Origin of the sequence: Nocardia cyriacigeorgica NBRC 100375, assembly GCF_000308555.1 — a bacterium.
In the GTDB taxonomy this organism is placed as follows: domain Bacteria; phylum Actinomycetota; class Actinomycetes; order Mycobacteriales; family Mycobacteriaceae; genus Nocardia; species Nocardia cyriacigeorgica.
Genome location: NZ_BAFY01000075.1, coordinates 32,718 through 54,659, shown reverse-complemented (window position 1 = coordinate 54,659; position 21,942 = coordinate 32,718). Strand labels below are relative to the sequence as shown.

Here is a 21,942-nt window from a genome sequence, read left to right as displayed (position 1 = left end):
CGCCACAAGGGCGGGGACCACCAGGTCATTCGTCGGCCGATTCGGCGGGCGGCGGCCCGGCGGGCCTGCCCGCGCTGCGCCTGCGAGGCCTGCGTTCGGGCACCGGGACCGGTACCGGTTCGGTGAAGTCGACGACCGGCGCCGCGGGCTCCTCCGAGCTGCTGAGGACGAATACCGCGCCCGTGCTGTCCGAGGCCGGGGCGGCAGCGGAACGAGCCACCCGGCGGCGTCGGGACGACCGGGCCGGGGTGCCGTTCTCGGCGGGCGCGGTGGGCGCCTCGGCCGATTCGGGCTCGGCCGGCTCCGTCGCGGCGGCGGTCTCGGGCTCTGTCGGCTCGGCCGCGGGCGCCGCGACCACTTCCGCGGGCGCGGTTGCTTCGGGTTCGGCGGTGGTCACCGCGGCCGGAGCCGATTCGGCCGACCCCGGCTCCACGACGGAGACCTGCTTGCCCACTGCCGTCACGTCGGCATCCGGTGCCTGGTCCGCTTCGACCGATTCCGTGTGCTCGGCCGCATCGGTGGCCGACACCGGTTCAGCGACTGGCGCCTGCTCGGATTCACGCTGGTCGGCAACGGCGGCCTGCTCCACCGCCGAGGCCTGTTCAGCCGGCGCACCCACCTCGGTGACGACCTCACTGACGGCGACGACAGCGTCGGCATCCGGCGCCGCGGCCGAGCGCGCCACCCGCCGTCGACGCGTCGACCGGGTGCGAGTGGTTCCGTTCTGTCCTGCGGCGACATGCTGAGCGGCCGGTTCGCCGGTCGCTTCCTGCGCCTGCTCGGCGGCCGCGGGTTCGACGCCGGTGTCCGGCGGCTGCGGCGCGGCCTCGGCCTCCGAGGCACCACTGTCCTCGGCCTGATGGGCGGCCATGGCCAGTGCGACCGGATGCGCGCGCTTGACCGCGGCCTCTTCCTCGCTCAACTCCGCCACCGCGGGCTGCGCCTGCGGGGCGGCGGGAGCGGCCGCCTTGTCACGGCCGCGACGACGGCGTGACCCGGATTCGCGTCCGCGTCCGGCCCCGTCCTCGGCCGCGCCCGGCTCCACCGGGTAGCTGTGCACCAGGATGCCCCGGCCATGGCAGTGCTCGCAGGTGGTGGAGAAGGCCTCGACGAGGCCGGTGCCCAGCTTCTTACGCGTCATCTGGACCAGGCCGAGTGAGGTCACCTCGGACACCTGATGCCGGGTGCGGTCGCGGCCCAGCGCCTCGGTCAGCCGACGCAGCACCAGGTCACGGTTGGATTCGAGCACCATGTCGATGAAGTCGACGACGATCATGCCGCCGATATCGCGCAACCGCATCTGCCGCACGATCTCCTCGGCGGCTTCCAGGTTGTTGCGGGTGACCGTCTCTTCCAGGTTGCTGTTGCCCGAGCCGGTGAACTTGCCGGTGTTGACGTCGATGACGGTCATCGCCTCGGTGCGATCGATGACCAGCGTGCCGCCCGAGGGCAGCCACACCTTGCGGTCGAGGGCCTTGGCCAGCTGTTCGTCGATGCGGTAGGCCTCGAAGACATCCACACCGTTGTTCTCGTGCCGCGAGACCCGGGCCAGCAGGTCCGGCGCGACGGTGCGGATGTAGTTCTCCACCGTGCTCCAGGACCGCTCGCCCTCGATGACCAGCTTGGAGAAATCCTCGTTGAACAGGTCGCGGATCACCTTGACCAGCAGGTCCGGCTCTTCGTAGAGCGTCTTCGGCGCGCCGGAATCCTGTTCGGCGGCCTTCTCGATGGTGCGCCAGGTGGCCTGCAACCGTTCCACGTCACGGGCCAGTTCGGCTTCGCTGACGCCCTCGGAGGCAGTGCGGATGATCACGCCTGCGTCGGCGGGCACGATCTCGCGCAGGATCTCCTTGAGCCGCTTGCGCTCGGTGTCGGGCAGCTTGCGGCTGATGCCGGTGGAGGTGCCGCCCGGCACGTACACCAGGAAGCGTCCGGCCAGGCTGATCTGAGTGGTCAGGCGGGCGCCCTTGTGACCGACCGGGTCCTTGCTCACCTGGACCAGCACCTGATCGCCGGGCTTGAGCGCCTGCTCGATCTTGCGTTCCTTGCCGCCGAGCCCGGCGGCCTCCCAGTTCACCTCACCGGCGTAGAGCACACCGTTGCGGCCGCGGCCGATGTCGACGAACGCCGCCTCCATGCTCGGCAGCACGTTCTGCACCTTGCCGAGGTAGACGTTGCCGACCATGGACGCCTGGCCGGTGCTGGTGACGAAGTGCTCGACCAGGATGTTGTCCTCGAGCACCGCGACCTGGGTGGCGGTGGGGTGGCCGGGGAACTCCTTTTCCCGCACCACCATGACCCGGTCGACGGATTCGCGGCGGGCCAGGAACTCCGATTCGGTCAGGATCGGCGGACGACGCCTGCCTGCCTCGCGGCCGTCGCGGCGACGCTGGCGCTTGGCTTCCAGCCGGGTGGACCCGGTGATGCCCTGCACCTCGTCGACGGCGGCGCGGGCACGGCTCTTGTTGCGCGGTTCGCGCTCGTGCACGACCGTGTTGGGCGGGTCGTCGTCGGCGGGTTCGTTCTCGCCGCCGCCCTCGCCGGCGACCTTGCGCCGCCTGCGCCTGCGCCGGCGACGGGTCGAGCCCTCCGAGCCGTCCTCGCCGTCGTCGCCGGATTCGGCCTCGGTCTGCTGGGTCTCCTCGGACTCGGACTCGTCGGCGGTGCCCGCGTCCGTGGCCGGCGCCTCGTCCTTGTCGCGCGCGCCGTCCTTGTCGCGGGCGCCACGCTCGTCGGTGTCCTGCTCGTCATCGGAGTCGGCGTGCTGTTCGCCGCGACCACGACCGCGACCGCGGCGGCCACGACGGCGGCGGCGGGGCTGATCGTCGGACTCGGACTGCTCGGCGCCGTCCTGCTCGTCGCCGGTCTCGTCCTCGACGTCCTCGGCCTGGGTAGTGCCCTCGTCGGCGCGCGGGGTCTCGGATTCGACGCGGCGGCGCTTCTTCCGCAGCTCTTCGGCGGCGGCGGCATCGGGCGACAGGAACAGTGGCGCGGCGACGACCGCGGACTCGAACACGACCGGCTCCACGACCGGTGGTTCTTCCTGAACCGGGCTGGCGAACAGGCCGCCGGGCGGGCTGAACGCGGGCGCGGTGGAGAACAGGTCGGCGCCGGCGGCCTCGGTCTGCGCGGCCGTCGGGGTCTCGGCCGGGACGGGCTCGTCCGGCGCGGCAGCGGCGCTGACCGCCTGCTCGGCCGGAGGCGCTTCGGGTGTTTGCTGGGTGTCCGCCGCCGGGGGTTCGGCGGCGGCCGGTTCGGCCTCCGGTGTGGCGAGCGCGTCGCGCACCGACTCCGCGACCGCGCGTTCGACGTTCGACTGGGGGCTGCGCGCGTCGGAGCCGAGCTCACCCAGCTTGGCCAGGATGCGCTTGCTCGTTACTCCCAGACGTTTGGCCAGCGCATGAACTCGGATTCGCTCCGGCAATTGATCGGCATCCTGTGATGTTGTGTCCAGCGGCTCTTGATCGGCCACGAAGTCTCCTCGGGCCCCCGGGCGCGTTCCTCCCGGAAGGGAGTGACGCGGCCGACGCGGGGGCGCTGTTTCCGTACGCCTCGCGCGGTTGGCACGAGGTCAATGGTCTCGCCCCGCGTGCCCGGTTATCTCCATATCGATCGTCGTTCGGGCTAACTGGTCACGCGGCGCCTGGCTGTATGGCTGAACTCCGTGGTGTGAGCGTTCATCCAGCGTGCCGACGCGAACGAGTTACCGCGCCGCGGCAGCGATGATCGGCATCGAACCTCGGGGTGTCATCCGGTTACGACCGTTGTCGGTTGCAACCAGTTGCCAGTATCCCACACCGTGCGCCGAGGGTTCGCCATCGGCGCAACAGCGTGACGTCGGATGCGACGGAATGGAGATCGTTTCAGGCCGGGAACTCGGGAAACCAGAGCGCGATTTCCCGCTTGGCCGACTCCGGCGAGTCGGAGCCGTGCACCAGGTTCTCCTGGGTCTCCAGGGCGAAATCGCCCCGGATGCTGCCGGTGGCGGCCTTTTCCACCGGGTCGGTGCCGCCGGCGATCTGCCGGAACGCCGCGATGGCGCGCGGCCCCTCGAGCACGGCCGCGACGACCGGCCCGGAGGTGATGAATTCGATCAGCGAGCCGTAGAACGGCTTGCCCGCGTGTTCGGCGTAGTGCTCGCCGGCCAGTTCATCGGACACCTGCTTCAGCTCGAGCGCGGCGATCTTCAGCCCCTTGCGCTCGATCCGGTTCAGCACCTCACCGACGAGGCCACGGGCCACACCGTCCGGCTTGATGAGGATCAATGTCTGCTCAGTCACGGCGACAGCGTAACGGTCGGCTACCCCTGCCTCCCAACCAGCGCTCATCCCGGATGCGCCCATGACCGGTCGGTCCGGGTCAGTTCCACGAAGCCGCATCGAGACAGCAGCTCGAGCTCCGGATCTCCCGGCTCGCTGTAGGTGAGCAGCCGGTCCACCCCGCCGAGGCGCAACCAGCCGGCGACCTGTCCGTACAGCCAACGCAGCACCTCGGGTTCGCCGTCCTCGCGGCAGGCATCGGCCCAGCCACCCAGCCGTGACATCCGTTCGGGCTGGGTCAGGTTGGTGTCGACCTCCAGGTGGCCAAGATCGTGACCGTCCCGGTGGGCGATGAATCGGGTGCCGAGCTCACCCATCTCGCGGCGCACCGCGAGATCGGGGCGTTGCGGGCGAGGAATCCTGTCGGTCTCGGCGAGCAGCAGCAGTTCGACGCTCGATGCGTCGGCCCGCGACCAGCCGTTGCGTCCGAGGACCGCCCGGATGTGCGGCCATTGCTCGGACAGGCCGTAGGCGGCGAAGGTGGGCAGGTTTCCGCTGAAGCGCCGCGAGGCGACCCGCCAGGGCGCGAACTGGGCCAGGCAGGCGGTCATGAGCGCGTCGGCGGCCGCGTCGACCGGACGGAGAGCGCCATCGTCGCCGAGGGTGCTCCGGTTCCAGGCGAGGAACCATTCGACGGTGCCGGCGTTGCGGAAGCTGTCGGTGACATGCGCGCCGGAGTCGTAACGCAACAGGTGCGCGGCCGCGACGAGTTCACGATCCTGTTCGGCGACGAGGGTGACCCGTTCGATTACCCATGGGTCGAGGATGACCTCTTCGGGACGCCGTTCGAGGCTGCTCAGCATGGTGTTGACCGAGATCGATACCCCGGGAACGACGGCGGCGATGTGAGTGTTGGCCAGCCGGGTCAGCTGATCGCGGTCGTCGCGGCGGAAGGGTCGGATGAGGTAAGCAGGCATGGCGAATCTCCAGGACGCTCGATGAGATGCATCGGAATCCGCCAGGGGGACGGTACGGCGCCACTGTAGCAACGGGGCGCCGGCGCCCGCCAACGTATTTCGGCCCGGCTCAGTCGGTGCGCTGGACGCGCTGGCTGGGCAGGACACCGAGGTCCATACGACGTTTGACGTCGTTGCGCAGGATGAGGATGAACGCCCAGACGATGGCGAACAGGATGCCGATCACGCCGATGGAAACGTGGATGAAGGCGCCCGCGATCACCAGGACTTGCAGGCCGAGGTTGAATTGGACCGCCCAGGGGCGCCGTTGCAGGCCGGCGCCGAGAATCATCACCACCGCAAGCGTCACCAGGTAGGTGCCGGACAGCCAGCTGAGTCCGCCGCCGACGTCGGCGACCACGGGCAGGGCGAGCAGCACGACGATGGCCTCGAGGACCAGCGTGCCCGCCATCACCCCGCGCAGGCCTTTCCACGGGTCCGGTGGCGCGGGCGCCGCCGGAGCGTTCTCCGCCGCGGCCTCCTCGTCACCGTTCGGGCGTGGATCGGATTCACTCATGCTCTGCCTCCTCGGCACGATCTGCCGATCATGCGGGCTTCCGGGCGTCCCGCCGCCTCCGGGCGCTGACCGCTCACGCTGTACCCATCACGCCGCGAGCGGGCGCCCTCCGTGGTGACGCAAGCTGCCGCCTCCGGGCGCTGACCGCTCACGCTGTAACCATCACGCCGCGAGCGGGCGCCCTCCGTGGTGACGCAAGCTGCCGCCTCCGGGCGCTGACCGCTCACGCTGTAACCATCACGCCGCGAGCGGGCGCCCTCCGTGGTGACGCAAGCTGCCGCCTCCGGGCGCTGACCGCTCACGCTGTATCCATCACGGCGTGAGCGGGCGCCCTCCGTGGTGACGCAAGCTGCCGCCTCCGGGCGCTGACCGCTCACGCCGGGTCCTTGCCGAACAAGGCTCGTGCGGCGCCGGCCGTCACCACCGAACCGGTGATGATGACCCCGGCACCGGAGACCATCTCGCCGCCGTCGGCGACGTCCTCGGCGATCGCGATCGCGGTCTCCAGGGCATCGGGCAGGGAGTACGCGGGGACGACGCGTTCGTCGCCAAAGCGCTGCACCGCGAGATCGGTGAGGGTGTCGACGTCGAGGGCGCGGGGCGAACCGTTGGTGGTCACGACGATCTCGTCGAACACCGGCTCCAACGCCTCCAGGATGCCGGCGGCGTCCTTGTCGCCGAGCACCGCGACCACGCCGACCAGCTTGCGGAAGTCGAACTCGCTGGTCAACGTGGCCGCCAGCGCCTTGGCTCCGGCCGGGTTGTGGGCGGCGTCGATGAAGATGGTCGGGGCGCTGCGCATCCGCTCCAGCCGGCCCGGGCTGGTGACGCTCGCGAACCCGGCACGCACGGCGTCGACGTCGAGCTGACGTTGCGCACCGGCGCCGAAGAACGCCTCCACCGCGGCCAGCGCCAGCACCGCGTTGCGGGCCTGATGTTCGCCGTGCAGCGGCAGGAAGATCTCGTCGTACACCCCACCGAGGCCCTGCAGTTCCAACTGCTGACCACCGACCGCGATCTTGCGCGCCAGCACCCGGAACTCCGCACCCTCGCGGGCCACCGCCGCGTCCACCTCGACGGCGCGGCGCAGCAGTACATCCATCGCCTCGGGATCCTGTTCGGCGATGACGGCCACGTTGTCGCGTGGGACCAGGCTTTCCGGAGCGCGCTTGATGATCCCGGCCTTCTCCCGCGCGATGGCGGTGAGGTCGGGCCCGAGGTAGTCCATATGGTCGAGCCCGATCGGGGTGATCACCGCGACCTGCCCGTCGATGACGTTGGTCGCGTCCCAGGTGCCGCCCATGCCGGTTTCCACCACCGCGACGTCGACCGGCGCCTCCGCGAACGCCGCGTAGGCCATCCCGGTGAGCACCTCGAATTTGCTCATGGCAGGCCCGCCTGCGGCCGCGGACTGCTTATCGATCATCTCGATGTAGGGCGCCAGCTCGCGGTAGACCTCGACGTAGCGCGCGGGCGTGATGGGTGCGTTGTCGATGCTGATCCGCTCGGTGGCCAGCTGTAGATGCGGGCTGGTGATGCGGCCGGTGCGCCGGTGCAGTGCGGTCAGCAACGCGTCGATCATCCGGGTCACCGAAGTCTTGCCGTTGGTGCCCGCGATGTGGATGGCCGGATAGCTCTGCTGCGGCGAGCCGAGCAGGTCCATCAGGGTGGAGATGCGGGTGAGCGACGGCTCGATCTTGGTCTCCGGCCAGCGCCGGTCGAGTTCGGCCTCGACCAGCGCCATCTCCGCCAGATCCACCGGCGACGGCCCGGAACCGAGCGGTGCGCCGGTGCCGTGTTGCGGTTCCGGTTCGGCGTTGCCGGCTTCGTGGGCGAAGTCGGGGCCGTCGGTCTCGTCGGGGCCGGTCACTTGCCGCTCAGTTCGGCGAGCCGGGCGCCGATGCGCTCCACCTCGGCGGCGGCCACATCGCGGCGGGTGCGGATCTTGTCGACCACCTGCTCCGGAGCCTTGGCCAGAAAGGCCTCGTTGCCGAGTTTGGCTGTGGTGCCTGCCAGTTCCTTCTGCGCGGCGGCCAGATCCTTTTCCAGCCTGCGGCGTTCGGCGTCGAGGTCGACCGCGCCGGAGGTGTCGAGTTCGACGGTGACGGTGGCGCCGCTGAGCCGGACCTCGACCGAGGCGGTAGCGGCGAAATCGTCGCCGGGCGCGGTGAGCCGGGCCAGGTCGGTGATGGAGCGTTCGAGCTCGGTGAGCCCGGCGGCGTCCACACCGATCAGCTTGGCCGCGACCTTCTGCTTATCGGCCAGGCCCTGGTCGCTGCGGAAACGCCGGATCTCGGTGATCAGCCGCTGGGTGTCGGCGATGCGCTGCGCCGCATCCTGATCGGCGGCCTGCCCGGTGGCCTGCGGCCAGTCGGCGATCACGATCGACTCGCCGCCGGTGAGCGCACGCCACAGCGATTCGGTGACGAACGGGATCACCGGATGCAGCAGCCGCAGCACGGCATCGAGCACCGAACCGAGGACGGTGCGGGTGGATTCGGCGCGCGCGTCGTCGGCGGCGAACTGCACCTTGGTCAGTTCGAGATACCAGTCGCACAGCTCGTCCCAGGCGAAGTGGTAGAGCGCCTCGCAGGCCTTGCCGAATTCATACGCGTCGAAGGCCGCGTCGACCTCGGCGCGCACGGCGTCGAGCCGGTCGATGATCCACAGATCGGCGTCGGTGAGGGTGGCGCGGTCGGGCAGCTCGCCGGGCCGGGCGCCGTTCATCAGCGCGAACTTGGTGGCGTTGAACAGCTTGGTGACGAAGCTGCGCGAGGCCAGCGCGTGCGGTTCGCCGACCGACAGGTCGCCGCCGGGCTGGGCGCCGCGGGCCAGGGTGAACCGCAGCGCGTCGGCGCCGTAGGCGGTGATCCACTCCAGCGGGTCGATGCCGTTGCCGCGCGACTTCGACATCTTCTTGCCGTGCTGGTCGCGGATGAGCCCGTGCAGGAAGACGTCCTTGAACGGCACCTGCTTGGCGCCGCCCTTGCCCGCGGTGATGACGTGATCGTCGGCCACATAGGTGCCGAACATCATCATCCGGGCCACCCAGAAGAACAGGATGTCGTAGCCGGTGACCAGAACGCTTGTGGGATAGAACTTCTCGAGCTCGGGGCTGGTGTCCGGCCATCCCATGGTGGAGAACGGCCACAGCCCGGAGGAGAACCAGGTGTCGAGCACGTCGGGGTCCTGCACCCAGCCCTCGGGCGGAGTCTCGTCCGGCCCGACGCAGACGATCTCGCCTTCGGGGCCGTACCAGATGGGGATGCGATGGCCCCACCACAGCTGCCGGGAGATGCACCAGTCGTGCATGTCGTCGACCCAGTCGAACCAGCGCGGTTCCTGACTGGCCGGGTGGATGACGGTGTCGCCGCTGCGCACCGCGTCACCGGCGGCCTTGGCCAGCGACTCCACCTTGACCCACCACTGCATCGACAGCCGCGGCTCGATCGGCTCGCCGCTGCGTTCGGAGTGGCCGACGCTGTGCTGGTAGGGACGCTTCTCGGCGACCACGCGGCCCTCGGCGGCCAGCCGCTCGCGCACCTTCACCCTGGCCTCGAAGCGGTCCATGCCGTCGAATTCGGTTCCGGTGCCGGTGATTCGGCCGCGTTCGTCCATGATGGTCGGCATCGGCAGGTTGTGCCGCAGACCCATCTCGAAGTCGTTGGGGTCGTGCGCCGGGGTGATCTTCACCGCGCCGGACCCGAACTCCGGATCGACGTAGTCGTCGGCGATCACCGGGATCTGCCGGCCGGTGATGGGATGTTCCAGGGTGGTGCCGATCAGCGCCTGGTAGCGCGGGTCGTCGGGGTGGACGGCGACGGCGGTGTCGCCGAGCATCGTCTCGACACGGGTGGTGGCGACGATCACGTGCGGTTCGTCGTCACGCAGTGAGCCGTAGCGCAGCGACACCAGCTCGCCGTCGACGTCTTCGTATTTGACCTCGATATCGGAGATGGCGGTGCGCAGCTCCGGCGACCAGTTGACCAGGCGTTCGGCGCGGTAGATGAGCCCGGCGTCGAACAGGCGCTTGAACATGGTCTGGACGGCGCGGGACAGGCCCTCGTCCATGGTGAAGCGGTCGCGGCTCCAGTCGACGCTGTCGCCGAGGGCGCGCATCTGCCATTGGATGGCGCCACCGGATTCGCGCTTCCAGTCCCAGACCTTCTCGATGAACAGTTCGCGGCCGAAGTCCTCTTTGGTCTTGCCGTCGACGGCGAGCTGCTTTTCCACCACGGTCTGGGTGGCGATACCGGCGTGGTCCATACCTGGCAGCCACAGCACCTCGTAGCCCTGCATCCGCTTGCGGCGAGCCAGCAGGTCCATCAGGGTGTGGTCGAGGGCGTGGCCCATGTGCAGGTTGCCGGTGACGTTGGGCGGCGGCAGCACAATCGAGTAGCCGGGCTTGGAACTGGCCGGGTCGGCCGTGAAGTAACCGGCCGCTACCCAGCGCTCGTACATCTCGGCCTCCACCTCGCCGGGGTTCCAGCTCTTGGGGAGGGCATCGGCACGATTACGCGTGTTGTCTGGGGCTGCGCTGGTCACCCCGCGATTCTAGTGGTCGGCGCGGACCACCTGACGCAGGGGCGACGAGGCCGGGACGGGACCGCGAACTCATCGACCCGGGTCCGGAAAAAAACACCGGCGGAGTCTTCGGTGGATGAGGGACACCGAAGACTCCGCCTACACCTGACAGACTACCGCCGATCGCAGGGGCGATCGCGGATCCATAGGCAACTCTCAGCTTCGGTTTTCGCCCGGATTGGTCACACCCGGTTGCCGAATCGGACATTACTGACAACTCTGGAAGAGTGAACCCCCGGCTCGAACCGTCCGTTGTTCTTCCCTTCGAATCCCCTGTGCCCGCTGCGGATTCCGTGCTGCTACCGCATCGGGTGCACGATCTACGCGGCCGCGCGGTCGACGAGTTGCGGTATCCACCGACGGCGGTGCTGGTGTTCGCCGGCGTCCCCGGCGCAGGCAAGAGCACGGCGCTGCGGGCGTTGTTCGGGTCGACGGCCGAGGCCGAGCAGCCGCCCGCCGGTCCGGGCGGTTCGGTGGTGCTCGATTCGCAGCATTCGCGCAACTCGTGGCGGCACCGGCTGGGCCGGGTGCCGTATCCACTGTGGCGGCCGGTGGTGCATATCGCGCACTACACGCGGATACGGAATGCGTTGCGCGACAATGCCGGACCGGTCGTCGTGCACGATTGCGCCACCTTCGGCTGGGCGCGGCGGATGCTGGCCCGCTGGGCGGCGGCGCGCGGGCGGGAACTGCACTTGATCCTCATCGACGTCCCCGCGACCATCGCCCGCGCGGGCCAGTACACGCGCGGGCGGCGGGTCAACGGGTTCTTCTTCCGGCTGCACTGCGTGCGGTGGCAGCAGCTGCTGCGCGCGGTGGACGCCGGGCCGATCACCGACCCGGCGCCCGCCTCGATCGTCATCGCCGATCGCGAGACGGTGGGTGGGATGCGCCGGGTCAGCTTCGCGGCCTGAGCGCGTTCTCCTCCGGCACCAGGATCGACAGCGCGCCCGGGACCGCACGCAGGGTGATGGGCAGGGTGCCCACCGGCTCCCCGTCGGCAGTGGCAGGCGCTCCAGGAGCGGTCAGCGTGATGCGCTGTGCGCGGTAGTGCGAGACCGCCGGATGGTCGATCCGCTTACCGGAGGCCAGCGCGGGCAGCAGCCGCAGCATGTTCAGCCGGGAGACCGCGCGGACCACGGTGACGTCGAGCAGTCCGTCGTCGACCACGGCGTCCGGGCACACCAGCATGCCGCCGCCATAGGTGCGGGTATTGCCGACCGCGACCAGCATCGCGTCGGTCTCGACCACGGTGCCCGGCCGCGCCGACCCGTCGGACAGTTCGATGCGGTACGGGGTGGCGGCTCGGCTCGCGAGTTCGGCCAATGCGGCCACGGTGTAACGCAGCGGACCCTTGGGCCAGCGCAACCGGTTGGCGCGCAGGGTGACTCGCGCATCGAACCCCGTGCCGGTGATGGTGGCGAACCACATCGGCGCGGCGTCGGTGCGGTCGATCAGGCCGAGGTCGATGGTGCGGGCCAGCCCGCCGAGCACCACGTCGGCCGCGGCCACCGGGTCGTCGTTCGGGATGCCGAACTCCCGGGCGAGGTCGTTACCGGTGCCGCCGGGGATCAGCCCGATCGGGGTGCCGGTTTCGGCCAGCGCCTCGAGCATCACCGACACCAATCCGTCGCCGCCGACGCAGACCACCGCGTCCGGGCGCTGCGGCCCGGTCACCTCGGCACGCACCAGTCGCACCGATTCGGCGGCCGATGGCGCGCGGATCTCGGTGACCTCGATGCCGCACTCGGCCAACCTGGCCGTGGCGGCAGCCGCGACATCGTGGCCTTTACCCATCCCCGACAGCGCGTTGGTCACCACCGTGACCTTGCGGATCTCGCGCCGCGACTGCGTCGTCATGGGACCAGCTTGCCCGGGTTGAGGATGCCCGCGGGATCGATTTCCCGTTTCACCGCTCGCAGCACGCGCACGCCGAGGTCGCCGATCTCGTCCGGAATCCAGCGACGATGATCGGCGCCGACGGCGTGATGGTGGGTGATGGTGCCGCCCGCCGCGACGATGGCATCGCCCGCGGCGTGTTTGGCGGCCTGCCATTGGGCCAGCGGATCGTCGAGCAGCTTGGCGATGACGGTGAAGTACAGCGAGGCGCCGGTCGGGTAGGTGTGCGAGATATGGCACATCACCAGCGCCGGAGTGCCCTGATCGGTGAGCGATTCGGTGAGCGCCGCGGTGACCTTCGCCTTGAGGTTCGACAGGTTCGACCAGGTGGTCGCGGTCTCCAGGGTCTCGCAGAGCACACCGGCGTCCAGCAGCGAGTCACGTAGGTAGGGCGCCGAGAAGCGGCCGCTCTCCCACTCGCGGGCCGGCATCTCGCCGAGCACCGTGCCGCCCGTGGCCGACAGCAACGCACCCGCCTCGAGCCCGCGCGCGGCGACATGCATCTCCGTGCCTTCGAAGGTGGTGATGGCCAGGCAGCCGCTCACCGCTTCCCCACCGATATCGGCGGTGCGGGCGAGGTTGACGCCGGTCTCCATCTCATCGGACAGCCGCAGCACCGTCGGCGCCGCCCCGGCCTGCACGACCGCACGCAGCGCAGCGGCGCCGGTCTCGAAGTCCGGGAACGACCAGGCCTGGTACGCAATGGTTTCCGGGACCGGATGCACCCGCACCGTCACCTCGGTGATGATCCCGAGCGTGCCCTCCGAGCCGACGAACAACTCACGCAGATCGGGACCGGCCGCCGAGGCCGGCGCGCGGCCGAGTTCGAGAGTGCCGGTGGGGGTGGCGATCCGGAGCGCCTGCACCATGTCGTCGAAGCGGCCGTAGCCCGCCGATGCCTGCCCGGACGAGCGGGTGGCGGCGAACCCGCCGATGCTGGCGAACTCGAAACTCTGCGGGAAATGGCCGAGCGAAAGATCGTGCGCGCCGAGCAGTTCCTCCGCGCGCGGGCCGGTGACACCCGCGCCGAAGGTCGCGGTGGCGCTCATCGGGTCGACCGCGATCAGTGCGTTCAACCTGCGCAGATCCAGCGAGATCACCGTGGCGAACTCACCGCGGATGGGGTCGAGCCCGCCGACGACGCTCGTACCGCCGCCGAACGGGACGACCGCGATCCCGGCTTCCGCGCAGTAGCCGAGGACGGCGACCACCTGCTCGTGATCGCCGGGGAACACCACCGCATCCGGCGCGTCCTGCGGGCCCTCAGCGCGCCGGCGCAGCAGGTCGGGAGTGCTCTTGCCGCCGGCGTGCAGCAGCCGGTCATGGTGGTCGGTCGAGACGTGCTCGGCACCGACCACCGCGGCCAGCCCGGCGCGCGCGGCCGGTGTCAGCGCCGAATCGCGCAGCGGCACGTCGCCCTCATCGCGGCGCGCCACGGTCTCGCCGGACACTCCGAACACCTGCTTCAGCAGGCCCCGGATCTGGGGCGAGAGCGGCTTGTGTCCAGCGGGAGCGCCCCAGGCGTCCCACACCATACTCGCCGGGAGCGCTACGTCGTCCGGGTTCGCGAAGGGATCCCGATCGGCGCCGGCAGGCTGCTGCGTATCGACCATGCGTTACAGTTTGACATAGACTGTCAAGCAGTAATCGATAGAACCTGTAGTACCGCGTGACGACCGCATCCCGATCGCCACGCCCGGCCCCCCGGTGGTGAACTCCATGACCGTCGCCGATGAACCCGGCGCCGAGCCCTCGGCCATAGACCGCGCCATCCTTGATGCCGCGCGCGCATGCGTCGCGGAGTTCGGGGTGCGGCGCACCACGCTCACCGAGGTCGCGCGGCGCGCCGGAGTGAGCAGGCCCACCGTGTACCGGCGCTGGCCGGATACCGGCTCGCTGGTGGCCGACCTGCTGGTGCGCGAATTGGGTGACATCCTCGCCACCGCCATCCCCTCCGACGGCGTGGTGCGTCAGCGACTGGTCGACGGCATCGTCGCCGGTGCGGCAGCGGTGCGCGCGAATCCCTTGTTCCGCAAGATCTTCCGCGCCGACACCGACCTGATGCTCACCTATGTCTTCGGCAGGCTCGGCCGCAACCAGCGCCACCTGATCGAGCTGTTCGCCGAGGCGATCCGGGAAGGCCACACGGACGGATCGGTCCGCGACGGTGATCCCGCACAAATGGCCACGATGCTGCTGCTCATCGCGCAATCGGTGGTGCAGTCGGCGGAGACGGTGTCCGGCTTGCTCGACGGCACCGCCCTCGACACCGAGTTGGCCCGCGCCGTCGACGGTTATCTGGCTCCGCGACCGGCCCCTTCCGGTGTCCCGCCGCGCACAGATAGCCACCTGCCGAACCCGCAGGTGAACCCGAGTGCGGCCGCGGGCAGCGCCCCATGATGAGCCGGCGGTCTGGACGGATCATGCGCGCACCGAGCGCCGTCGCCCCGGTGCCACCGGGATGAGGACCGCATCGGAGACCAGCGGCGGCGGGACCGGCACACCGGACGCGCCGGACGCCCCCGGCACCGTATCCGACCGACGACAAGGACTGTGATGACCCAGAATTCGGTACGCACCGGAGACTCAGCGCTCAACGCGCGACGGCGCCGGCGCGAACTCGCGGCCCTCGGGGACGCCGGGCAGATCGACGTGTTGGTGATCGGCGGCGGCGTGACCGGAACCGGTGTCGCGCTCGACGCCGCCTCCCGCGGACTGCGCACGGTGTTGGTGGAACGGCACGACCTGGCCTTCGGTACCAGCCGGTGGAGTTCCAAACTGGTGCACGGCGGGCTGCGATATCTCGCGGGCGGGCATATCGGCATCGCGCACGAGAGCGCGGTGGAGCGCGGCATCCTGATCCGCACCACCGCACCGCATCTGGTGCGGCCCATTCCGCAGCTGGTGCCGCTGCTGCCCACGCTGGGTGTGGCGCAGAGTTCGCTGGTCCGCGCGGGATTCCTGGCCGGTGATCTGCTGCGCCGCGGTGCGGGTACACCGGCGAGCCTGCTGCCGCGCTCACGGCGGGTGGCCGCCGCCGAGGCGCTGCGGCTGGCTCCCACCGTGCGGCGGGACGGATTGCGTGGTGGCCTGACGGCCTGGGACGGGCAGCTGGTGGACGACGCGCGGCTGGTGGTCGCGCTGGCACGTACCGCGGCCGCGGCCGGAGCGTCGGTGCTGACGCGGGTCGAGGTCACCGCCGCCACCGGCGACTCGGCGACCCTGCGCGATACCCGCACCGGCGAGACGCTGACCGTGCAGGCCCGTGCCGTCGTCAATGCGACCGGAGTCTGGGCCGATCAGGTCGACCCGAGTATCGAACTGCGGCCCAGCCGCGGCACGCACCTGGTCTTCGACGCCGCGGCCTTCGGCGGGCTGAGCGCCTCGCTGACGGTGCCGGTGCCCGGCAGCACCAGCCGTTTCGTCTTCGCCTTCCCCGCCGCGCACGGCCGGGTCTATCTGGGCCTGACCGACGAGGACGCCCCCGGCCCGGTGCCCGACGAACCGCACCCCACCGACACCGAGATCGATTTCCTGCTCGACACCATCAATGCCGCCCTGCGCGAACCGCTGACCCGCGCCGATATCCGCGGCAGCTACGCCGGACTGCGCCCGCTACTGAAGACCGGCACCGACAGCACCGCCGACATCTCCCGCGAACACGCCGTGCTGCACTCCCCCGACGGCCTGATCACCATCGTCGGCGGCAAACTCACCACCTACCGCAAAATGGCCGAGGACACCGTCGACGCCGCCGTCACGCGCGCCGGACTCACCGCGGGCCCGTGCCGCACCCGGCAGCTGCCCCTGGTCGGCGCGGTCGCCGGAGCCGCCCGCGACAGGATCGCCGCGCCACCGGTGCTGGTCGACCGCTACGGCTCGGAAGCGACCGCCGTACTCGCCCAGACCGACGCCGACCCGACCCTGCTCGAGCCGGTGGCCCCCGGAATCGACGTCACCCGAGCCGAATTCGCCTGGGCGATCTCCCACGAAGGCGCCCTCGACACCGCCGACGTGCTCGACCGCCGCACCCGCATCGGACTTGTCGCCGCCGATTGCACGGCCGCCCTGCCCGCCGCGGAGGAAGCTGTCGCCGCGGATCGAACCGACTAGCGATCCGATCGAAGTCAGGATCTCTCGCCGCATGAATTGGGGAGGGTAGTGATGGCTGCTACGGCCTACGATTCGCTGGTCGAGTCGGGAATACCGAGAGATTCGGTCCGTTCGGTCCGGCAACGCCATTCGCTTCTGCGCGGTGATGTCCGCTTCGTCGACGCGCACTTCTGGACGCGATGGCAGCGCACGCTGCTCGTCGAGTACCTGGAGGAAGAATCGGGCTGGGACACCGCAGTCATCGAGCTCGAAGAGCTGCTGCGCAAGAGGGTCTTGCGGTGGTGGGCGCCGACTTCGGCGGACCGAGCAGTGCCGAACGCTCAGTGCGCGATCCAGGCGGCGACCTCGGCGCGCATGCACGCCCGAGGCCACCGGTCCAGTCCATGGGCGGCCTCGGCGGCCCGGATAGCGCGCAGGCCAGGTGTTTCCTCGTCGGCGGACAGGTACCGAAAGCCCATCCGCTGGTAGTACGGGCCGTTCCAGTCGACGTCGGTGAAGGTGGTCAAAGTGAGTGCGGGCAGGGCGCGGTCGCTTGCCCACCGGGCCGCGTGGTCGATCAGGCGCCGCCCGATCCGCCGGCCCGCGTACCGGGGTTGCACCGAGACCTGCTCGATGTGGGCGTTGCCGTCCACGACCGCCAGGATCAGGTAAGCGACGGGCACGCCGGCGTCGGTCCACACCCAGGCGCGTCCGGCGTCGGCGAACTCGCGCAGGGTCGCGATGCTCGGCGGATCGTCCTCGGCGACCGACGTCATTCCGATCGCGGCGAACGGGGCGCCCGCCGCCCGTTCGATGTCCTGGAGCAGGGGCAGGTCGGACGGGGCGGCGGCGCGGATCACCGGGTCAACGGTAGTCGGAGGCGGACCGTGATCGCGGGCTGGTGCGAGCCGGCTGCGCGAACCTCCGCCTCTGCCCGGGTCGCAGGGGTCGGGGCGACGGGACCGGCCGCATCGCGTTTGAGCCGACTGGACGCGATGGCCCCCGCGATCGACGCGACCACGGTCCCGCACGTCACCGGCGCTTGGTCATCCAGCTGGTCGCCGACTTCCACCTGCACCGATGCCCGTCCGAACGCGCACCGCTGAGCCGCGCGGCACGCGACCGTCCCGCCGGCGGTCCTCATCCCCCGGTCGGACACCCGAACGACCTCTATGCTGGACCCCGTGGTGCGCCAGGAAGGAGGCGCGAGTGCGCGGCAGATCATCCACAGTCGGCGTCGCGCCGGGCGATGGCCTGGTGGCGCGCTTCGATGACGTCATCATCTACATCGGCGGCGAAACCGCCTCCACCGAGCGGATTCTCGGCGCGGTGGAGGCAGTGGCGCAGACCGAACATCCGGGTGCGGCCATTGCCCAGCGACTGGCGGCAGTGGTGTTCGGCGCGGGATCCGAACCGCCGCCGTTCGGCGTACTCGCCCCCACCGATGACGGCACGCTGGTGCTGTTGCGCGGCGCCGTGGCCGCCATGATCGATGGCGCCGAGGGAGCTCGGCGACTCACCGGTTCCCGGGCGTTCACCTGGGTGGACGAGATCGTCCGTGAGCCTTTCCGCACCATCACGATCGGCCCTGATGCCGGCGCCCGAATCACCGAGCGTCCACGCACCGATCTGCGCTCCGGCGTGGTTCCCGGCGGTGGGTTCGTGTTGCGCGCCGGCGTTCGGCGCAGTGGTCGTCAGCCCGCCGGCCGCGTGGCCCGTCCCGGCGCGACACCGGGTGAACCACCCGCCACCGCACCCGCCGGCTTCGCGGTCGCCGACGCCGAACCCGACCCGCACCCGTCCACCAGCGCGGCGCCGCCGGTGACCAACACACCGTCACCGCCCGCCCGGCATCGCGCGGACCCGCGGCCCGAGGGCACCCAGGCCATGTCGCTGGCCTGGTCGCAGGCACCGGGCACACTGCGCTCGGCTCCACCGGAACCGGTGGCGCTGCACAAACCGGGACCACAGGAAACAGTCCGCCGCCGCCCACGCCTGGCCGTCGGAACCGCACCGAGCACACCGGCCTCCGGCGTACTGATCGCCGAGGACGGAGCCAGCTATCCGCTGGACCGCCCCTACGTCATCGGCCGGGGTCCGTCCGCCGACGAGTCGGTCCGCCGCGCGGCCGCGGCCCCGATCGTGTTGCAACGCGACCGCCACATCTCGCGGGTCCATGCCTACGTGTCGGTGAGCAACGGCAAGGTCTTCGTCCGCGACGCCGGTACCGCCTCGGGCACCTTCCTGGCCACTCCCGATTCCCCGGAGTGGGCGCGCGTCGGCCGCACCCCCACCGAACTACCACCGGGCGGCCGGATCCGGATCAGCGAACGAGTATTGACCTACAAAGCCGGCCCCGACCCGTCCGCCACCGACGGAACCGGGTAGTCCCCTGCTGCTCACCCTTCGCTCGTGCTCGGCGTGAGGCGGGGCACAATGGGCGCATGCGCCGCACAGGACCGACCGAGGACATCGACGAGTCCGCACTGTCGGTGACCCCGCCGAAACAGCAGGCAGCAGGCGTCACCGCGGTGGCCGTCGCGTTGAAGCGAGCCGTCGAGGACATGGGCGTGGTGCGCACGGCCCGCACGCTGGTCCGGCTCAATCAGGTCGACGGTTTCGACTGTCCCGGCTGTGCCTGGCCCGAACCCACCGGTCACCGCAGGCCCGCCGAGTTCTGCGAGAACGGCGCCAAAGCCGTCGGCGAGGAAGCCACGCTGCGCACCGTCACCCCGGAGTTCTTCGCCGAGCACTCGATCGCCGAGCTGGCGGACAAGTCCGGATACTGGCTCGGCAGGCAGGGCCGGCTGACCCACCCGATGGTGCTGCGCCCCGGCCAGGACCACTACGTCCCCATCGACTGGGACGAGGCCTACCGGCTGATCGCCGACCAGCTGCGCGCCCTCGACAGCCCCGACGAAGCGGTGTTCTACACCTCGGGCCGCACCGCCAACGAGACAGCGTTCCTGTATCAGCTGTTGGTGCGCAGCTTCGGCACCAACAACCTGCCCGATTGCTCGAACATGTGCCACGAATCCTCGGGCACCGCGCTGACCAGCTCGATCGGCATCGGCAAAGGCTCGGTGACCATCGATGATTTCGCTGCCGCCGATCTGATCATCGTCGCGGGTCAGAACCCGGGCACCAACCATCCCCGGATGCTCAGCGCCCTCGCCGACGCCAAGGCCGCCGGAGCCCACATCGTCGCGGTCAATCCGCTGCCCGAAACCGGCCTGATCGGGTTCCGCGATCCGCAGACCGTCCGCGGGCTCACCACCGGCGTCCCCATCGCCGACGATTTCCTGCAGATCCGCCTCGGCGGCGATATGGCCCTGTTCCAGGGCCTTGGCAAGCTGCTTTTCGAGGCCGAGGACCGCGCGCCGGGCACCGTCGTCGACCGTGCCTTCGTCGACGCGCACACCGCCGGGTTCGCCGAATACGAAAAGCAGGTCCGCGCCGTCGATCTCGATGTGGTCGTGCAGGCCACCGGGCTCGACCGCGAACAGCTCGAACGCACCGCGCGCCGGTTCGCCGAATCCGAACGCGTCATCGTCTGCTGGGCCATGGGCCTCACCCAGCAGTCGCATGGTGTCGCCACCATCGAAGAGGCCACCAACTTGCTGCTGATGCGCGGCATGATCGGCACACCGGGTGCCGGTGTGTGCCCGGTACGCGGACACTCCAATGTCCAGGGCGACCGCACCATGGGCATCTGGGAGAAGATGCCCGAAACGTTCCTGGCCGCTCTCGACCGGGAATTCGGCATCACTAGCCCGCGCGCACACGGGCTGGACACGGTGAACGCCATCCGCGCGATGCGCGACGGCAAGGCGCGGGTGTTCTTCGGTATGGGCGGCAATTTCGTGGCCGCGACCCCCGATACCGAGGTCACCGAGGCGGCACTGCGGGCCTGCGATCTCACTGTGCAGGTCTCCACCAAGCTCAACCGCAGCCACGTCGTGCACGGCACCACCGCACTGATCCTGCCCACCCTCGGCCGGACCGACCTCGATATCCAGGGCGGAGTGAGACAGCAGGTGTCGGTGGAGGATTCGATGTCGATGGTGCATCTGTCCACCGGCCGGCTGCACCCGGTGAGCGAACAGCTGCGCAGCGAGGTCGCCATCGTCTGTGAGCTCGCCCAGCACCTGTTCGGCCCGGACCATCCGGTGCCGTGGGCCGAGTTCCGCCGCGACTACGACCGGGTCCGGGACGCCATCGCCCGCGTAGTGCCCGGCTGCGCCGACTACAACCACAAGGTCCGCCGGCGCAATGGTTTCGTGCTACCGCATCCGCCGCGCGATGCCCGCGAATTCCGCACCGCCAGCGGGCGCGCGAACTTCGCCGTCAACGACCTCACCTGGCTGCCGGTGCCGCCGGGGCGGCTGATCTTGCAGACCCTGCGCAGCCACGACCAGTACAACACCACCATCTACGGGTTGGCGGATCGCTACCGCGGTATCCACGGCGGGCGCAAGGTCGTGCTCGTCAACGCCGACGACATCGCCGAGCTCGGTTTCACCGATGGTGAGCTGGTCGATCTGGTCTCGGAGTGGAGCGACGGCGTGCAGCGCCGGGTCGAAGGCTTCCGCATCGTCGCCTATTCGACCCCGCGCGGCAATGCCGCCGCCTACTACCCGGAGACCAATCCGCTGATCCCGCTCGACCATGTGGCGGCCAGATCGAATACGCCGGTGGCCAAGGCGGTCACCATCCGGCTGGAACGGGCGCGCTCATGAGCCGGGTCACCGCGCGCCGCCGGATGCAGCGCGTCTCGCCCGCCGGGCTGGTGCAGCGTCCCGACACCTTGGCGGTGGAGGAGCCGCTGGAGATCCGGGTGAACGGGGCGTCGCTGACGATCACCATGCGCACGCCGGGCAGCGATATCGATCTCGTGCACGGGTTCCTGTTCGCCGAGGGCGTGATCGACTCGGCCGAGGACATCCTCGCCGCCCGCTACTGCGCGGGCACCGACGATGAGGGCCGCAACACCTACAACGTCCTCGACGTCACCCTGCGCGCCCCCGCCCCGGTCAAGGCCAGGAACTTTCTGACCACCAGCGCCTGCGGGCTGTGTGGCAAGTCCGCACTGGACGAGGTCCGCACCCGGACCCGCTACCCGTTGCCCGCCCCGGCACCCATGATCGGCGTCGACGCGCTGGCCGCGATGCCGAATACATTGCGCGCCGAGCAGTCGGTCTTCGATGCCACCGGCGGTCTGCACGCGGCCGGGCTGTTCACCGCGGACGGCGCGGTGCTTGCGGTCCGCGAGGACATCGGCCGCCACAACGCCGTGGACAAGGTGGTGGGCTGGGCGGTGCGGGAGAACCGGATTCCGGCCACCGAGCTGGTGCTGATCGTGAGTGGCCGGGCGTCGTTCGAATTGGTGCAGAAGGCCGTCATGGCCGGGATCCCGATGCTGGCTGCCGTCTCGGCGCCCAGCTCACTTGCGGTCGATCTGGCCGCCGAATCCGGTCTCACGCTGGCGGGGTTCGTTCGCGGGGAAACCATGAACATCTATACCCACCCGGATCGGATCGTCACCGAGTCGGCGAGCTCCCGCCCCGCCTGATCC

General features: G+C 70.2%; 15 protein-coding genes and 1 pseudogene. 7 read left to right on the top strand and 9 right to left on the bottom strand.

Going from position 1 to position 21,942, the window contains the following annotated elements:
- Positions 1-25 precede the first annotated feature (25 nt).
- From RJ05_RS07170 to RJ05_RS07145, 6 genes are all read right to left on the bottom strand, one after another.
- On the bottom strand, positions 26-3,472 hold the full coding sequence (locus tag RJ05_RS07170; RefSeq protein ID WP_036534587.1) for a translation initiation factor IF-2 N-terminal domain-containing protein: 3,447 nt from the start codon (positions 3,470-3,472) through the stop codon (positions 26-28).
- Positions 3,473-3,863: 391 nt separating this feature from the next.
- Positions 3,864-4,280 (bottom strand): nucleoside-diphosphate kinase, encoded by a 417-nt coding sequence (ndk, locus tag RJ05_RS07165; RefSeq protein ID WP_036534584.1) that lies wholly within the window; start codon positions 4,278-4,280, stop codon positions 3,864-3,866.
- Positions 4,281-4,324: 44 nt separating this feature from the next.
- Entirely contained in the window at positions 4,325-5,236 is a 912-nt protein-coding gene (locus RJ05_RS07160; RefSeq protein WP_036534582.1) for a hypothetical protein, read from the bottom strand.
- Between the two features lie 109 nt (positions 5,237-5,345).
- Positions 5,346-5,792 (bottom strand): DUF4233 domain-containing protein, encoded by a 447-nt coding sequence (locus RJ05_RS07155; RefSeq protein WP_036534579.1) that lies wholly within the window; start codon positions 5,790-5,792, stop codon positions 5,346-5,348.
- Between the two features lie 373 nt (positions 5,793-6,165).
- A complete protein-coding gene (gene folC / locus RJ05_RS07150) occupies positions 6,166-7,551 on the bottom strand; it encodes a bifunctional tetrahydrofolate synthase/dihydrofolate synthase (RefSeq protein ID WP_036534626.1) in 1,386 nt (461 codons plus the stop codon).
- A 107-nt stretch (positions 7,552-7,658) separates the two neighbouring features.
- Positions 7,659-10,337, bottom strand: a complete 2,679-nt coding sequence (locus tag RJ05_RS07145; protein WP_036534577.1) for a valine--tRNA ligase — start codon at positions 10,335-10,337, stop codon at positions 7,659-7,661.
- 332 nt (positions 10,338-10,669) lie between these two features.
- On the opposite strand from RJ05_RS07145, the gene RJ05_RS07140 reads away from it, so the two are divergent.
- Positions 10,670-11,290, top strand: coding sequence for an AAA family ATPase (locus tag RJ05_RS07140; protein WP_036534574.1), 621 nt, complete (start codon positions 10,670-10,672; stop codon positions 11,288-11,290).
- Here RJ05_RS07140 and RJ05_RS07135 read toward each other — a convergent pair.
- Entirely contained in the window at positions 11,274-12,236 is a 963-nt protein-coding gene (locus RJ05_RS07135; RefSeq protein WP_036534572.1) for a diacylglycerol kinase, read from the bottom strand. The genes RJ05_RS07140 and RJ05_RS07135 overlap by 17 nt on opposite strands.
- On the bottom strand, positions 12,233-13,810 hold the full coding sequence (locus tag RJ05_RS07130) for an FAD-binding oxidoreductase (protein WP_036534624.1): 1,578 nt from the start codon (positions 13,808-13,810) through the stop codon (positions 12,233-12,235). Before RJ05_RS07130 ends, RJ05_RS07135 begins: the two co-directional genes overlap by 4 nt.
- Positions 13,811-13,994: 184 nt before the next feature.
- On the opposite strand from RJ05_RS07130, the gene RJ05_RS07125 reads away from it, so the two are divergent.
- From RJ05_RS07125 to RJ05_RS32860, 3 genes and pseudogenes are all read left to right on the top strand, one after another.
- Complete coding sequence (locus RJ05_RS07125; protein ID WP_228784113.1) at positions 13,995-14,675, top strand: TetR/AcrR family transcriptional regulator; 681 nt, start codon at positions 13,995-13,997, stop codon at positions 14,673-14,675.
- Between the two features lie 156 nt (positions 14,676-14,831).
- A complete protein-coding gene (locus RJ05_RS07120) occupies positions 14,832-16,388 on the top strand; it encodes a glycerol-3-phosphate dehydrogenase/oxidase (RefSeq protein ID WP_036534569.1) in 1,557 nt (518 codons plus the stop codon).
- 51 nt (positions 16,389-16,439) lie between these two features.
- Positions 16,440-16,637 (top strand): annotated as a pseudogene (locus RJ05_RS32860) (DUF2789 family protein); the annotation flags it as partial.
- Between the two features lie 71 nt (positions 16,638-16,708).
- Here the strand turns inward: RJ05_RS32860 and RJ05_RS07115 are convergent.
- Positions 16,709-17,227, bottom strand: coding sequence for a GNAT family N-acetyltransferase (locus tag RJ05_RS07115; protein ID WP_036534567.1), 519 nt, complete (start codon positions 17,225-17,227; stop codon positions 16,709-16,711).
- A gap of 349 nt (positions 17,228-17,576) precedes the next feature.
- On the opposite strand from RJ05_RS07115, the gene RJ05_RS07105 reads away from it, so the two are divergent.
- From RJ05_RS07105 to fdhD, 3 genes are read left to right on the top strand one after another with little or no spacing between them, the layout of a single operon-like run.
- Positions 17,577-18,755, top strand: a complete 1,179-nt coding sequence (locus tag RJ05_RS07105; protein ID WP_158682529.1) for an FHA domain-containing protein — start codon at positions 17,577-17,579, stop codon at positions 18,753-18,755.
- A 56-nt stretch (positions 18,756-18,811) separates the two neighbouring features.
- Positions 18,812-21,106 (top strand): FdhF/YdeP family oxidoreductase, encoded by a 2,295-nt coding sequence (locus RJ05_RS07100; RefSeq protein ID WP_036534559.1) that lies wholly within the window; start codon positions 18,812-18,814, stop codon positions 21,104-21,106.
- Positions 21,103-21,939, top strand: coding sequence for a formate dehydrogenase accessory sulfurtransferase FdhD (gene fdhD, locus RJ05_RS07095; RefSeq protein ID WP_036534556.1), 837 nt, complete (start codon positions 21,103-21,105; stop codon positions 21,937-21,939). Before RJ05_RS07100 ends, fdhD begins: the two co-directional genes overlap by 4 nt.
- Positions 21,940-21,942 lie beyond the last annotated feature (3 nt).